Here is a 15,278-nt window from a genome sequence, read left to right on the forward strand (position 1 = left end):
CAAAAATTGGTACATGTTTAAATAGAAGAAGTGTTAGCACTCTGTTGTAAAGAGTGCTAAAAGAAACCTCGTTCAGATTGGAAAGGAGATTTTTTCATGGCGAAAAAACAGTTTAAAGCTGAATCCAAACGGCTGCTCGAGATGATGATCAACTCCATCTATACGCAGCGCGAGATATTCCTGCGCGAGCTGATTTCGAATGCCAGCGACGCAATCGACAAGATTTATTATAAAGCGCTGACCGACGACAGCCTGACCTTTAATAAAGAGGATTACTACGTTAAGATTACCGCGGATAAAGCCAGCCGCACGCTGACCATTGCCGATACGGGGATCGGGATGACCAAGGAAGACCTTGAGAATAACCTCGGCGTCATCGCGAAGAGCGGTTCCCTTGCATTCAAGAGCGAGAATGAAGCGAAGGACGGACACAATATCATCGGTCAATTCGGCGTGGGTTTCTACTCCGCCTTCATGGTGGCCGACGTCGTTACCGTGACGAGCCGTGCCCTGGGCAGCGACGAGGCATATAAATGGGAATCCGAAGGCGCGGACGGGTATACCATTACGCCTGCCGAGAAGGATTCCGTCGGAACCGAGATCGTGTTGAAGATCAAGGAGAACACGGAAGACGATCAGTATGACGAGTATTTGGAAGAATACCGCCTAAGAGCGATCATTAAGAAGTACTCCGACTTTATCCGTTATCCGATCAAAATGGACGTGAAAACGCAGCGTCCGAAGGCAGATGCCGAGAACGAGTTCGAGGAAGTTCAGGAAGAGCAGACCATCAACAGCATGGTGCCGATCTGGCGCAAGAACAAAGGCGAGCTGACGGACGAGGATTACGTCAACTTCTATAACGAGAAGCGTTACGGCTTCGATAAACCGCTCAAACATATTCACGTCAAAGCGGATGGTGCCGTGGTATATAACGCGATTCTGTTCATTCCCGAGAATACGCCGTTCGATTATTACACCAAGGAATACGAAAAAGGGCTTGAGCTCTATTCCAACGGCGTTCTGATCATGGATAAATGCGGAGACCTCCTGCCGGACTATTTCAGCTTCGTGAAAGGGATGGTCGATTCGGAGGATCTGTCGCTGAACATTTCCCGCGAGATGCTGCAGCATGACCGCCAGCTGACGCTGATCGCGAAGAACATCAAGAACAAAGTGAAAAGCGCGCTGCAGGGCATGATGAAGGACGAGCGGGAGAATTACGAGAAATTCTTCGCATCCTTCGGCCGAGGCCTGAAATTCGGCGTTTACAACGATTACGGCATGAACAAGGAAGATCTTCAGGACCTGCTGTTGTTCACGTCCTCCAAGGAGAAGAAGCTGGTTTCGCTGGATGAGTACGTGTCCAGAATGCCGGAGGATCAGAAGTATATCTATTATGCTTCCGGCGACTCCATCGACCGGATCGAGAAGCTCCCGCAGACCGAAATGGTGCTGGACAAGGGCTATGAAATCCTGTACTTTACCGACGATGTCGACGAGTTTGCGATCAAGATGCTCATGAAATACAAGGAGAAGGAATTCAAATCGGTATCCAGCGGGGATCTCGGCATCGATTCCGAGGCCGACAAACAGGAGAATGAAGCCGAGGAGAGCGACAACAAGGAGCTCTTTGAAGCCATGGGCAGCCTCTTGGCCGGCAAGGTGAAGTCCGTCAAAGCCTCCAAACGACTGAAATCCCATCCAGTATGCCTGTCCACGGAGGGCGATGTCTCGATCGAAATGGAGAAAATCCTGAAGGCGATGCCGAACGGGCAGGATATCCAAGCCGACAAGGTGCTGGAGATCAACACGAACCATGAGGTGTTCCAGTCCCTGAAGGCGCTGCAAGCGGATCAGGATAAGCTGAAGCTCTACACGAATCTGCTGTACAATCAGGCGCTGCTGATCGAAGGCTTGCCGATTGCCGATCCGGTGGAATTCACGAACGATATTTGCAAAATCATGGTGTAAACCGTAGTAGCAAAACTCATGCGATGATAACTAACAAACCCGATGCTTTGGCGTAAGGCGCCAGGGAATCGGGTTTGTTTTTTTTGCTGCATATCGCCTGAATGCGCTGCTGCTTCCTACGCCACGTCCGCGGCAAGATCCGATAACAATCCGTTCTCGGGCGCCAAGCCCAAGAGGTCGTATACCGATATGGGGAACATCGGAAAGCCGACATAGTATGGCGTGATGGCATACAGCGGATAGAAGATGACCAGCGACTTATCGGCCAGATAGAAGTCTTGATTCGGCGAAACGGTAACCGGAACGTTCTCCAGCACGGGAATGCCGCGTTCCTTGATCTGACGGTTCACTTCGGCGGCCAAGACGGCTTGATAGCCGGAGCCCGGGCGGAACAGATCGGATAAGGCATAGGATTGTCCGGTGGCCGTGGAGAAGGTCAGTCCTTTTGTCACCGTATACCCGTGCGCCATATGCTCGGAGTAGGTGTAGTTGGTCAGCACAAGGCTAAGAATGCCGCGCTCGTTCGTTTTAATCTCAAAGTTGCCCGTCGTTTGCGGGTTGGTGCCGGTCTGAACCTGCTGCTGTTCACGCTGCATATCCTGGATTTGAAGAATAATGGCCCGGTTGATGGCTTCTTCTGCTCCAGGATTCATGAGGCCGTATACCTGCGGATAATGAATCACGAGACCGGGTGCCGTATGCGTGAGTGTATGGATGCTCACCGGCGGTACATATTGCGCCATGCGTACCATCGCTCCAATCTAACATCAGATACGTTAGCCTATTCGGAAGCGGACTCGGAGGTTACGAAGCCGGAGGGGGCTGAAGTTCGGACTTCCGAGGCTGGCGGGTCTAGAGGGACGGCAGCCCGGTCAACCCGGCAGAACGGCTTCGGTCAGGCAGAGTGCTCCACTGCGACAGAACGCTCCAATACGACGCGGCGGTCCAAGTCCGCGGGCGTGTTTGCTTGAGAATGGGTAGCCTTCACTCCTTCTCTACAGCGACAGACGTAAGCAGTCTTCTTACAAAGACCGCGAATATGACCAAGGATACGACAACAGACACTGCCGTAACCGTAAACAGATAGGCATAGCCGATACGCTCGGAGACCAGACCCAACAGGATGGCGCCAAGCCCGATGCCGAGATCGAATGCCGTCATGAACGAGGCGTTGGCTGCGCCTCTCCGATTCTCGGGAGCAATGCGCAGGGTGGCTGCTTGAAGGGCGGGCTGGGCCGAACCGAAACCGATGCCGTACAGAATGGCGGCGGTAATCAGTCCGGGCAATCCGCTCGATTGGCTTAAGACGATCAGGGCACCAGCCGTTATGACAAGGGACGGAATGATGACGGCCGCTTCGCCGAAACGGTCCGACAGCTTCCCGGCAAAGGGCCTGATCAAGGTAAGAGCGACGGCGTACACCAGGAAAAAAGTTCCCGGATTGACCCGGATGGACTCGGCAAACAGCGGAAGAAAGGTCGTAATTCCACCGTAGGCAACCGCCAGGAAAAAGATGGCGGCCGTGACAGGCAGAACGGATTTCTCGACCAGCTGAATTCGCCCTGCCGAAGGTTTGGCTTGGTAAGGGGCTCTGGTCATGTAGGCCAGTATGAAGGCAATCAGGGAGAGTCCGGTAGCGACCAGAAACAACGTCCGAAACGAATACCCGCTCACGATATAAGTACCCAGCATCGGGCCGATGGCCATTGCCACCGTCATCGCCATACCGTACCAGCCCATGCCTTCCCCGCGGCGGGAGATCGGGATTAAATCCGTGATGACCGTCCCGATGGAGGTTGTCGAGAAAGCCCAGCTCGCGCCGTGCAGGATCCGCAGCGCAAGCAGAAGCAGAATGCTGCCGACCCAATCGTAGAGGTACATCGAAAGAACAAAGAAGATAAGACCCCAAACGTAAAAAGCTCTTCTGCCGTACCGGTCCACCAATCCCCCGACCATCGGGCGAAAGACCACCGCCGTCAGCGTAAATGCGCCGGCCGCCAAGCCCACCTGGGTCTCGGAGCCGCCCAGATGCTTGATATACAGCGGAAGCGTGGGCAGCAGCAGATAGAAGCCCGTAAACAGAAACAGCATTCCGACCGTCATCTGAATAAACGGCTTCGTCCATAAACGTTCCATCCAGTAATCCCCTCCATGATATCAAATGCGACAACGCTTGAACGCTAGTCCTCTTCGGACTTAACAGCCGCTATTTCTTTCTTGATCCACTCGATATTCGTCATCCCCATCTGCTTTCGGTGATCCAGCACCCTCAGCAATTGTAATCGCTGTTTCTCCGGTTCGGGTTTATAGAACGCGATCTCCGCTTCAAAATCCGTCACATGCTTCAGGTTGGTCTCCAGATAAATCAAATACTGCTGCAGGCAGTCGAGTCGAACCCTTTTCGGAACATACCGGAAATAGACCATTTTGAAATGGAACATCTGCTCCGTATCCATGTTGTATTCCAGTGGTTTCTCCATGAGCTCGAAAAACTTCCGCCGGCCGGAATCGGTAATCCCGTAGATTTTTCGGGGGCGTTTGCCTCCGCCGGACCCGTCCAGACTGAGATGGATCCACTCGTGATCCACCATCCGGGAGAGCAGGGGATACAACGTTCCGGAACTGATCTGGCGGTAAGGCCCGCCTGCATTTTTTAGAATCTCTTGAAGCATGTAACCGTGTTTGTCCCCGGTCATTAATTCGCCCAGAACAAAAATTTCATACATACAGACCGCCTCCAATGATATGTCGATTCGATATAAATATATATCGTATCGACGCAAAAAAGCAATACGTGGAAGTGAATTTCCGTGATTCATTTTCAAGCTGCGGTCCACCCGCTTGCCCCTTATTCATTCAGACATGTGACAGGTGAAGATAAGCAGAGAGCGGTTTGAAATGTTTTTTCGATACACGAAAAAAGGTAAGGGAGTATTTGTGGGTTAAAAGGGAGTTTTATGATGAAACGCACTATACGAAATACCCGCCTGCAGAGGAGCAGCCGGTGAAGCCGATCCCAAGAGGAACGGCTTGAAGAATGCGAAGAGATCGATATTTCGAGCAATCCCCGGCCCCTTGTTCCGGCTTGCTATTTTCGTTACAGTCCGCCTGCATTTTTTCCTGGGCTCTCATCAGACTGTTCGTTGACCTTGTTGACATATTCCTGATGCTGAAATCCCCAGGTGCACATGTCGGTGAGTACGCTGTCCAAGCTCTTCCCGTGCTCCGAGACGGAATACTCTACCTTGGGCGGGATCTCCTGATATACCTTGCGTACGACCAGCCCATCCTGTTCCAGTTCACGGAGCTGATTTGTCAGCATGCCTTGGGTCACGCCCGGAAGCAGACGCCGAAGCTCCCCGAACCGTTTGGTTCCGTCCTGCAGCAGAATGAACAGAATCAGCGGTTTCCACTTGCCTCCGATTAATTGCAGCGTGGTCAGGATGCCGTCGGTGTTAGGCCGTTGATCGTTTGTTCTCATATTCTCATCTCCCGCTTGGAAGTGTGTGATCGATCTTGTTTCTTGGATGATAGTAATGTAGCACAGGATTCCGTTTAAACCCAGTACTATTCTTATTCGTACTTAGTACGTTTTATCGTACTATGCATGGGATGATTAGGTACGCCAGAGCGGACTAAGTACAGAAAAAGAGCGTACTTTTCAACGAAACCGATCCGAAACATAATGGGGGTGTCAAACAAATCAACTGAGACAGGAGAGACCTGAGTATGAAAACCATGGTGATTGTGGCTCATCCGAATTTAGACAACTCGCGAGCGAATCGGATGCTGATGGAGCACGACGGGCTGTATGCGAATGGAAATGTAGATGTCCGGGATCTTTACAAGGAGTACCCGGATTGGACTATCGATATCGAGCGCGAGCAGCAGCTCCTTCTTCAATACGATCGGGTGGTGTTCCAATTCCCGTTTTACTGGTACAGCTGCCCGCCTCTGCTGAAGAAATGGATGGATGACGTGCTGACCTTCGGTTGGGCGTTCGGGCCGGAAGGCAACAATCTGAAGGGCAAGGAATTCATGCTGGCCACGACGGTGGCAGGATTGGAGCAAGGGTATCAGGCAGGCGGGGACAATTGGTACACCGCGAGTGAGCTGCTGCGGCCGATTCAAGCCACGTTGAAGCGGTGCAAGGTCCATTATCTGCCTGCCTTCGTGACCTATAACGTAGAACGGGTAAGCGATGAAACACTTCGGGCGGAGGCCGGGAGGTATGCGCGGCAGGTTCTAGCACCTGCCGTCGTGGAAAGTCGATATTAAGGCATGCTTGACCATAAAGCATAGCACACTGGCTCTTGTCGATTAAAACCATATAGGGCATGATGGAGTCATACTGATTACGTGAGCGTGGCCTGAAGCTGTACCCTACGCCCTTTTACGGGCCCGCTACTTTTGGCTTGAGGAGCTTCACCAGCACGTACGTACCAATTCGAAGGAGGTTCCTTCATGACCATTGACGAAGCCATTCACTTGGAGCCCTATGACAAGCAGTGGGCGGATCGGTTTAACGACGAACATCGGCTCTTGATCGGGGAGATCGGTCCTTATACGGCTGCGATCGAACATTTCGGAAGCACGTCCGTACCGGGCATGACGGCCAAATCCATCGTCGATATACTGGTGGGCGTGGAGAACACCCGGCATACGGATGAAATCCTTCCCAAACTGGCTGCTATGGGTTACGAGAACTTGGGCGAATCCGGGATCACCGCCCGCATTTACCTCCGCAAAAGAGGAGAGCTCGCCTATAACGTTCATATCGTGTCGTACCGTGGCGACATCTGGAACCATAACATCATAATTCGGGATTACCTCCGGGCTCATGCCGTGGAAGCCGAGCGTTACAGCGAGATCAAGCGGCGGATCGTTTCGCAAGGAGCCCGGACCCTGCTTCGATACTCCGATGAGAAGAATGCGTTCGTTGAGCAGCTTCTTGCCAGAGCAAAGGAGTGGAAGAACGGGAGAACAAGCTAATCAACACCCGCCTGCTTTATCCTCCATTCATGGCCTTGCACTGCTTTCGGTACGCCGAAGGGGTGAGGCCATGAAATTTTTTGAACGTCTTGCTGAAATGGACATAGTCCGAAAAGCCGACGCGGTAGGCTGCTTCCTGAGCGGAAAGCTCAGATTCCGCAAGCAATTCCCTCGCTTTTTCCATGCGAACCTGCACCAGGTATTTCACGAAGTTCATATTGGTTTCGCTTTTGAAGGTACGGCTTAAATACGTCACCGACATCCCCACCGAATCGGCTACCTCCTGCAAGGACAAATCCTCCATCGCATAGTTTTCTTCAATGAATCGTTTGGCTTTTTGGATATTATGGCGGGATCCCAGATTTCTGGAGCCTTTAATCAAAGCCAGCATTTCCTTGACCTTATCCTCTGTTTGGCGGCGGCAGGCAAGGGGATCATCCTGCGCCCACTGCTCCTCACCGGTGTCCATGTTCAGCATCAACCCGCGTTCTTCAAGCGCAGACAGCAGTTCCGATATCAGCATATGGGCGTACCGTGACAGGCTGACCTCTTTCGGTCCCATCGTCTCAAAAAGGGCCATGATCTCATGGGTTTGTTCCAAGGCCTCCCGCTCCTCGGCAGACCACAGCAGCTCGGCGAGCCTGGCTTTATGGCGCTGCTGCGCAAGCGTCCATTTCGTCTGGCGGGAGAATCGCGCTTTCCGCTCATCCAGCTCCCTGCAGGCACGTTCCAGCGTTGCATGGAACTGCGCCGGGTCGATGGGCTTCAGCAGGAAATCCGATACGCCATAACGCATGGCCTGACGCGCGAATTCGAAGTTGTCGTGGCCCGACAGGATAATGAAATGCATCTGTGCATGGGATTCACGGACACGGCGAATAAATTCCAGCCCATCCATTTCAGGCATGCAAATATCGGTCACGATGATGTCCGGCCGGCTGTTCTCCAGCATTTCCAAGGCTTCAACCCCGTCCTCGGCTTCGCCGGCAACCTCAATCCGAAGACCCGACCTCTCGACAAGCTTTCGCAAACTCAAATGAATGGCGTATTCGTCATCAATCATCATGATCCGGTACATGATGTCCCTCCTCGCTAGTCTTATATGGCAGTCTGATTTCAAATATCGTGCCTTCCGAGGGCACGGATTCCACAAGGTACAGCCCATACTCGTCCCCGAAGGTAAGCTGGAGCCTTTGATGGACGTTTAAGAGGCCGATGCCGCTGGTGGTTTCGTCCCCTTCGTTTCGCAGGGTGCCACCTTCCGGCTTCTTGCCGGATTGCAGGATTCGCCTGATCTGCCGCAGCGTTTGCGCCGTCATGCCCACCCCTTTGTCCCGGATCACGATCGCATAATAACCCGCCTCCGCGCGTGAGCTTATTCCGAGGTAGGAAGGCTTTTTGCCCCGGTATCCGTGGATGAACACATTCTCCACGATCGGCTGCAGCGTCAGCCTGACGGCGTTAACGCGATCCAGATCCCGTTCGTTCACGTCCATATCGATTCGGAGCTTGCGGAACCGGGCGCTTTGAAGATCCAGATAATACTGGACATGCGTCATTTCCTCCCGGAGCGGCACAACGGATCCGGCATGGCCGATATTGTAGCGGAACATATGGGCCAGCGCCCGCGTCATGCGACTGATTTCCATATGATCGTCCGCGATGGCATATGAATTAATAATCTCCAGCGAATTGTACAAAAAATGCGGGTTGATATGGGACTGCATGGAGCGGAGCTCGGATTCCTTCTGCTTGATTATGAGCTCCCGCTCCTTCAGCTGGGAATCCTGGACCTCCCGGATCAACCGCTTCAGCTCTCCCGTCATGCTGTAGAAGCTTTGAAACACGGCGGTCATTTCATTGTTGCGGAACCGGTTCATATGGGTGGGAAGAACGAAATCGCCCCGCTCGACGCGGGCCATCAACTTCTGCAGCATGGAGAGCGGCCTTGTCAAGGACAAGGAAAAACCGCCAACAAGCGCTAATGCTATGATCAAGAGCATCGACGCGGCCGCAAGCGAGTAGTTCCGCTGGGTGATTAAATCGCCGATGAGATTGTTCAGCGGCAGATCGGCGACAACCGTCCAGCCGGTGATCTGCGATCGTTCATGGAGGACCATCTTCTCGGTGCCCGATACCGCGTCTTGATGCCGGAAGAAGGAGGAGTCCCGGTTCTGAATACGCGATAACAGCCCGGGCTCGACTTCGGCCCCGATCTGTTTCGGATTCGGATGGTAGATCATATGCCCGTCGCCGCCCATAATCCAGACGTCAAAGCCGCCCAGCGAATCGTTGGAGCAGATGGCGCCAATCTGCTTCAGATTGAGGTCGACGATCAATAAGCCTTTATAGAGAAAGGATGAATTGTCATAGAGCTTCCGGGCGACGGTGAGGGAAGGCGTGTTTCCTACCCGGCTGAGGCCGATGATCTGAAAATCGTTGTATTGGTCCAGCTGCGCTTGAAAGGAGCGGTTGCGTTTGCGGATTTCGCTCATATCGAGCAGTCCCGGCGCGCTTTCGTAATCGGTAATTTGCCGCTTGTTCTCGGCGACGAGCGAGATCCCGATGATATCCGATCTCCCGTAGATCATCTGGGCGAACAAGTCGTCCTCCACTTTTTTGGCAAGCTGAAAATAGGCATACGGAGTGAGCTCCGTGGTCGAGAGAAATTGCTGGATCTGCGGGTTATGGATAAAGGGATAGGTGGAATTCTCCAGATTGGATATGTAAGAATCCAGCGAGACGTTGGTTTGCTCGATGATACGTTTGTTGGCGCCTGCGGCAAACTGTTCAATCGCTTCGGTAGACGACTGGTACCAGAAGCTGCCGAGCAGAAAGAAGGGGAGGCCAATGAATAGGATGATCAGCACGAACAATCGTTGGTTAATGGTCAGATTACCGATGGAAACGCCTTGGATGTTCATCGCTCTTCCGCCTTCCTGGCTTTGAAGTAAGGAATGTAAGGAACATTGTAGCAAAAAAACACAAGTTGTAAATAAAAAACCATGATGCCGCGGCAAGAAATCACAAGTGGGATAAGAAAGTACATGGGCGCTGACGGTCGTTATCAACTACAATCTCATTAATCCATTTCAACATTAATAGGGGGCGACGATTAGTGAAAAAGAGAAAAGGGTTCTACAGCTGGGTAACGGCCTTATTGCTGATATCCATCATTGTAAGCGGATGCGGCAATGCCGGCGATGGTAAGACCGGCACCGCATCTCCCGGCACCGGAGGCGGCGGGGAAGATAAGAAGGTAGAAATCCTGCTCGGATATTATTCGAGCGACAGCTCCGATGCGAAGATGAAGGAGCTGATCGAGCAGTTCGAGGAAAAGCATCCGAACATTACGGTGAAGACGCAGAGCGCGCCTTACGGGCAGTTCTATCAGAAGCTGGATACGCAGATCGCGGCCGGCCAGGCGCCGGACGTATGGCTGTCCGACGGCGTCTACGTCATGAAATATGCCCAGCGCGGTGCAGCCAAGGATCTGACCGATTGGATTGCCAAGGATCTGAAAGCCGACGAGTACTACGGTCTCGATTTCAACAAGGACGCGGACGGACGTTATTGGGGCGTGCCGCAGGGCATTCAGGTCGGCGTGCTGTTTTACAACAAGGATTTGTTCGATAAAGCAGGCGTAGCGTATCCTACGGACGAATGGACCTGGGAAGACCTGAAAGCGTCGGCAGCCAAGCTGACGGTGGACGCCGGCGGAAAAACAGCCGAGGACAGCGGATTTGACGCAGCCAGCGTGAATCAGTTCGGGCTTACGTTCTTCAGCATTACCGAGGGCTGGTTCTCTGTGATGAAATCTTACGGCGGCGGTGCCCTTGACGAGAAGGCAGAGAACTCGATCATCAATTCCCCGGAGAACAAGCAGGCGTTCGAATGGATGGTCGACGGCATGCAGCGCGGCATTATTACCGATCCGGTCGACCTGAAGAGCTTCCAGAGCAATACCGCCGTGTTCCCAAGCGGATCGGCCGCCATGCGGATCGGCATTTATGCCCGGGTGCAGGCAGCGAATGAAGCCGGCCTGAATTACGACGTGACGCTGCTGCCGAAGGGACCTGACGGCAAGCGGGTGTCCCCGGTCATCGCCAACTCGTGGGTGATTAACCAGAAGTCGAGCGACGAGAAGGCGCAAGCTGCCTGGGAGTGGATTAAATACTGGGCTACGGAAGACGATGTGCAGAAGCAGTGGACGGAGCTTGGCGAAGCCGTGCCCGTGAAAAAATCCGTAGCGGAATCCGAAGTGTTCCTCAAGGCGGGAGAGCAGCCGGCTAACCGCCAGGCCTTCCTGGACAGTCTGGAATTCGCCCAAACGCTCGACAACAACGCGGTATGGGAAGAATGGGTGGGCAAATTCAACGAAAATGCGGAGCGAGCCTTCTTGGGCGATGCAACCGTCGATCAGGCGTTAAGCGAAGCGGACGCAGCCGTTCAGGCGGTCCTCGATGATTTTTATAAAAAATAAATCAAGGGTAGAAGAAAGGCGGGAGTGAAATGGACAATACGCTAAACGACAATGCAGCACTCAAAGCCGATCCGATGCCGCATGGAAAGCCCGCCCGAAAACGGAAATGGGATCATGAGGGGAGATGGGGGCTGCTTATGGCCTCCCCTTATCTTCTCCACTTTATCATTTTTGTGGCGGGTCCCCTCGCCGCATCCCTGTACTTCAGCTTTTCCGATTACGATATGCTGAATCCGCCCGAGTGGAGCGGATTGGATAATTTCCGGCGCATGGCCGAGGATTCGATGTTCTGGCGTTCCTTGTGGAATACCCTGTATTTTGCGGTTCTGTTCGTGCCGCTCCAGACCTTTCTCGCGCTCGTGCTGGCTGTCGCGTTAAACCAGCGATTGAAAGGGCTTAAATGGTTTCGGATGGCCCATTTCATCCCGGTGATCTCCTCATGGACCGTCATCCTGTACGTCGCCGACGCCGTATTCAATCCTCGCTTCGGCTTAGCCAATACGCTGCTTGCCAAGCTGGGGCTGGAAGGGCAAGGCTGGCTGCAGGATCCGAAGCTGGCCATCCCGCTGCTTGTCTTCATTGCGGTTTGGAAAGGGATCGGTTATATCATGGTCATTTATCTGGCGGGGCTTCAGAGCGTTCCCGGCGATTTGTATGAAGCCGCGGAAATCGACGGCGCAGGAGCCCTGCGCAAATTCCGGTACATTACGGTTCCATTGATCTCGCCGACCACCTTCCTGGTTGTCATCATGAGCACGATCTCTACCTTCCAGGCATTCGAACAGATCTACGTGCTGACCGGCAGGGGCGACATCAGCTCGGCGGGAGGCCCGAATAACTCGAGCCTGGTCATGATGCTGTATTTATATCGCGAAGGGTTCACGTTTATGAGGATGGGCTATGCTTCCGCCATTGCCTGGGTGCTGTTCATGATCCTGTTCCTGCTGACGCTCATACAGCTTCGCGCTCAAAAGAAATGGGTGCATTATGACTGATCCGGCGTTCAAGATGGAACTACTGCAAATGCGGAACTGCACCTGAGGAAGGAGGAGCCTCAAATGAGAAGAAGACTGCTGGGAAAAAGTATCGGATACGTGCTGATCGGGATCAGCTCGCTCATCATGATCGTGCCGTTTCTGTCGGCGCTTATGAATTCATTGAAAACTTACAGGGAATATACAACGGTTCCGCCCCGCTGGATTCCCGAAGTATTCCAATGGTCCAATTACGCCCAGGTGTTCCAGCTTGGGAATATTGGCGGCTACACGCTAAACAGCATCTTCGTGGCCGCGTTGTCCGTCATCGGCGCACTAATCTCTTGCTCGATGGTCGGCTATGCGTTCGCGAGGCTGCGCTTTCCGCTGAAAGGCGCGCTGTTCGTGATGGTGCTGGGGACGATGATGATTCCGGCGGTGGTCATCATCATCCCGCATTTCATCATTTTTAACAAACTGAACATGCTGGATACGCTCACGCCGCTGTGGATCATTGAATGGCTGGCTCAACCGTTTGGCATTTTCCTCATGAGGCAAGCTTTTATGAATATACCTAAAGAGTATGAGGAAGCGGCCAAGATGGAGGGCTGCAATCCGTTCCAGATTTATCTGCGGATCTTCATTCCGATGGCCAGGCCCACGCTGGCAACGCTGGCGATCTTTACGTTCATGGGCAAGTGGAACGAGATTCTGACGCCTGTCATTTATTTGACCTCGAACGAGAAGTATACGCTGCCGATCGGCATTCTCTCCTTGTCGGGACAGTGGACCGGCAATGAACAGCTCATGATTGCGGCGGCCTTGGTCAGTCTCGTTCCGATTCTGCTGGTATTCCTGTTCGCCGAGAAATATTTTGTGCAGAACCATAATATGGCCGGGATTAAATAACGGCGTATTCAGCGCTTGAGAAGGCGAAAATGCAGACGAAAGGATGAAAGACGAGATGAAAATAGCGGCATTCAGCGGGTCACTCATCGATTACAGCATCCATGAAGCGATGTCGATCGCGGCCGAACTCGCTTTTGACGGCATCGAAATCGCCTGCCGCGAACCGCATTTGAGCCCGGAGACATCGCTTCCGCGGGTTCGCGAAATGAAGGCACTTGCGGATGGGCACGGTTTGGAGATTCCGGCATTGGCGGGTTACATGGGGCTTTTCTCGACAAGCGGGGATGCCGAATGTGCCGGAGCCTATGATCAGTTCATGGGCCTGCTTGAACGCGCGGTGATGTTGGAGGCGGGCATGATCCGGATCTTTCAGGGAGGGCCGAATGCCTTCCTGGCGGAGGATTATCATTATGCCAAGGCGGCTTTCTGGATTCGGAAATGCGCGGAGGAAGCCCGCGCTGCAGGAAAACGGATCGTCCTGGAGATCCACAACCAGAGCCTGGTGGAGACGACGGACAGCGCACTGCGGCTCTTGGAATTGATCGGCGATGATCAGGTTGGCCTGATTCATGATGCAGGAAATATGTACATCACGGACACGGAATTTGGGGAAGAGTCGGTCCGGCAGCTTGGAAGCCGTTTGTTCCATGTGCACATCAAGGATGAACGGCGGATCGGGCAAGGGGGCGCCCCGGGAACGTTCAAGAATTTGACCCGTCACGGGGAAGAGTTCTTCCTGCAATGCCGCCTTGGCGAAGGAGAAGTGGATCACGGCGGGCTGCTTAGGGAATTACGGGAACAGCGGTACGCGGGTTGGCTTACGCTGGAATGCGCAGCTCCCTATCCGCCGAAGGAACGGCTCGCTTATGATCTGCTCGTCATTAAGGAGTGGCTGCAGGCTGTGGAGGTGTCGACCGGATGACGGGAAACGCACGGAAATTTGGAATCATCGGCTGCCAGCATGCCCACATCGGCATGTTTATCGAGGAGATGCTGGCTCTGGGCTACGAATGTGCAGGAGTGTACGAACCGGACAATCAGACGTTAGCCCGCACCCTCGCCGACCGGTACGGCCTGGAGCTGACGGGGGATCGGGAGTCGATGCTGGCAGACGAAGGCGTAGGAATCATTGGCTGCGCGGCCATCAACGATGAGAAAATGGATGTCATGGAGCTGTGCGAGCTGCACGGCAAGCCGGTCATGATCGATAAGCCTGCCGTAACGGATCGGGCCGGACTCATCCGGCTGCGCGGCTTGTTGGATCGAGGAAGAATCGAGGTAGGCATGATGCTGACCGAACGTTTCCGTCCTTCTATCCATACCGTCCACGGGATGATTCGAGCGGGTGAATTGGGGGACATCATCCATATCTCGATGCGTAAGCCGCATCGGCTGAATCCGGAAACCCGTCCGGCCTGGCATTTTGACAGAGCGCAGTCCGGCGGCATCATCAACGATCTCTTCGTGCATGACTTCGACCTGTTAAGGTGGCTGACGGGCCGGGAAGTGGAGACGTCATCCGGTTATCTGGCGAAGCATATTCTGCCTGAATACCCGACCTTTTACGATGCCGCCGGCGTGCAGGTATTCATGGCTGGCGGGATCACGGCACAGCTATACGCGGACTGGCACACGCCCGCCGGCAGCTGGACTTGGGGAGACGGCCGGATATTCATTACGGGGACGCGCGGCATTGCCGAAATTCGGCTGGAAGGAGATCCCTTGCTGTCCAACGATGAGGTAGCGCTTGTGATCACCGATCAGGAGCTGCGTTCTTTGCCTTTAACGGCTCCGGCGTTCTCCCTCTCGCAGGATTTTCTGAATCGGGTGGCGGGAGAAGCGGGCCTGATCACGCATGACGATATTTACAAAGCCTCGGAGGCTACGGTGATGGCCGATGAGGGAGCACGGATCCTGATTAGGGAATAGGAGAAAGCACGGGCTTC

15 protein-coding genes are annotated in these 15,278 nt (G+C 53.7%); 9 read left to right on the plus strand and 6 right to left on the minus strand.

Annotation, left to right across the window (positions count from 1 at the left end):
- Positions 1-96: 96 nt before the first annotated feature.
- Entirely contained in the window at positions 97-1,974 is a 1,878-nt protein-coding gene (gene htpG / locus GYMC10_RS05955) for a molecular chaperone HtpG (RefSeq protein WP_012819322.1), read from the plus strand.
- A gap of 116 nt (positions 1,975-2,090) precedes the next feature.
- Here the strand turns inward: htpG and GYMC10_RS05960 are convergent, their stop codons facing one another.
- A complete protein-coding gene (locus GYMC10_RS05960) occupies positions 2,091-2,717 on the minus strand; it encodes a DUF3298 and DUF4163 domain-containing protein (RefSeq protein WP_012819323.1) in 627 nt (208 codons plus the stop codon).
- On the opposite strand from GYMC10_RS05960, the gene GYMC10_RS32180 reads away from it, so the two are divergent.
- A complete protein-coding gene (locus tag GYMC10_RS32180; RefSeq protein WP_144374205.1) occupies positions 2,709-2,945 on the plus strand; it encodes a hypothetical protein in 237 nt (78 codons plus the stop codon). The two genes, GYMC10_RS05960 and GYMC10_RS32180, sit on opposite strands and share 9 nt — an antisense overlap.
- A 13-nt stretch (positions 2,946-2,958) precedes the next feature.
- On the opposite strand, the gene GYMC10_RS05965 is transcribed toward GYMC10_RS32180, so the two are convergent.
- The 3 genes from GYMC10_RS05965 to GYMC10_RS05975 all read right to left on the minus strand — a co-directional run bounded on the left by GYMC10_RS05965 (position 2,959) and on the right by GYMC10_RS05975 (position 5,455).
- Positions 2,959-4,110 carry an MFS transporter gene (locus tag GYMC10_RS05965; protein ID WP_012819324.1) on the minus strand — a complete coding sequence of 384 codons (1,152 nt, stop codon included), beginning with the start codon at positions 4,108-4,110 and terminating at the stop codon, positions 2,959-2,961.
- A 44-nt stretch (positions 4,111-4,154) separates the two neighbouring features.
- The gene (locus tag GYMC10_RS05970) at positions 4,155-4,700 is read right to left on the minus strand and encodes a PadR family transcriptional regulator (RefSeq protein ID WP_012819325.1); all 546 of its coding nucleotides are present in this window, start codon (positions 4,698-4,700) and stop codon (positions 4,155-4,157) included.
- A gap of 371 nt (positions 4,701-5,071) precedes the next feature.
- Positions 5,072-5,455, minus strand: coding sequence for a winged helix-turn-helix transcriptional regulator (locus GYMC10_RS05975; protein ID WP_012819326.1), 384 nt, complete (start codon positions 5,453-5,455; stop codon positions 5,072-5,074).
- Positions 5,456-5,703: 248 nt separating this feature from the next.
- On the opposite strand from GYMC10_RS05975, the gene GYMC10_RS05980 reads away from it, so the two are divergent.
- Together GYMC10_RS05980 and GYMC10_RS05985 are read left to right on the plus strand one after the other, a co-directional pair.
- The gene (locus GYMC10_RS05980) at positions 5,704-6,252 is read left to right on the plus strand and encodes an NAD(P)H-dependent oxidoreductase (protein WP_012819327.1); all 549 of its coding nucleotides are present in this window, start codon (positions 5,704-5,706) and stop codon (positions 6,250-6,252) included.
- A gap of 186 nt (positions 6,253-6,438) precedes the next feature.
- Positions 6,439-6,966, plus strand: a complete 528-nt coding sequence (locus tag GYMC10_RS05985) for a GrpB family protein (RefSeq protein ID WP_012819328.1) — start codon at positions 6,439-6,441, stop codon at positions 6,964-6,966.
- Positions 6,967-6,982: 16 nt separating this feature from the next.
- On the opposite strand, the gene GYMC10_RS05990 is transcribed toward GYMC10_RS05985, so the two are convergent.
- A complete protein-coding gene (locus tag GYMC10_RS05990; RefSeq protein WP_012819329.1) occupies positions 6,983-8,044 on the minus strand; it encodes a response regulator in 1,062 nt (353 codons plus the stop codon).
- Positions 8,022-9,890: a sensor histidine kinase gene (locus GYMC10_RS05995; RefSeq protein WP_012819330.1), complete on the minus strand. Its 1,869-nt coding sequence runs from the start codon at positions 9,888-9,890 to the stop codon at positions 8,022-8,024. The genes GYMC10_RS05990 and GYMC10_RS05995 overlap by 23 nt, the downstream gene beginning before the upstream one ends.
- A 194-nt stretch (positions 9,891-10,084) precedes the next feature.
- Here GYMC10_RS05995 and GYMC10_RS06000 point away from each other — a divergent pair, with 194 nt between their 5' ends.
- The 5 genes from GYMC10_RS06000 to GYMC10_RS06020 all read left to right on the plus strand — a co-directional run bounded on the left by GYMC10_RS06000 (position 10,085) and on the right by GYMC10_RS06020 (position 15,261).
- Positions 10,085-11,449 (plus strand): ABC transporter substrate-binding protein, encoded by a 1,365-nt coding sequence (locus tag GYMC10_RS06000; protein WP_012819331.1) that lies wholly within the window; start codon positions 10,085-10,087, stop codon positions 11,447-11,449.
- A gap of 29 nt (positions 11,450-11,478) precedes the next feature.
- Positions 11,479-12,444, plus strand: a complete 966-nt coding sequence (locus GYMC10_RS06005; protein ID WP_012819332.1) for a carbohydrate ABC transporter permease — start codon at positions 11,479-11,481, stop codon at positions 12,442-12,444.
- Positions 12,445-12,507: 63 nt separating this feature from the next.
- Positions 12,508-13,332 carry a carbohydrate ABC transporter permease gene (locus tag GYMC10_RS06010; RefSeq protein ID WP_009594969.1) on the plus strand — a complete coding sequence of 275 codons (825 nt, stop codon included), beginning with the start codon at positions 12,508-12,510 and terminating at the stop codon, positions 13,330-13,332.
- A gap of 55 nt (positions 13,333-13,387) precedes the next feature.
- On the plus strand, positions 13,388-14,254 hold the full coding sequence (locus tag GYMC10_RS06015) for a sugar phosphate isomerase/epimerase family protein (protein ID WP_012819333.1): 867 nt from the start codon (positions 13,388-13,390) through the stop codon (positions 14,252-14,254).
- On the plus strand, positions 14,251-15,261 hold the full coding sequence (locus GYMC10_RS06020) for a Gfo/Idh/MocA family protein (RefSeq protein WP_012819334.1): 1,011 nt from the start codon (positions 14,251-14,253) through the stop codon (positions 15,259-15,261). Before GYMC10_RS06015 ends, GYMC10_RS06020 begins: the two co-directional genes overlap by 4 nt.
- Positions 15,262-15,278 lie beyond the last annotated feature (17 nt).

It is taken from the genome of Paenibacillus sp. Y412MC10 (assembly GCF_000024685.1).
In the GTDB taxonomy this organism is placed as follows: domain Bacteria; phylum Bacillota; class Bacilli; order Paenibacillales; family Paenibacillaceae; genus Paenibacillus_AQ; species Paenibacillus_AQ lautus_A.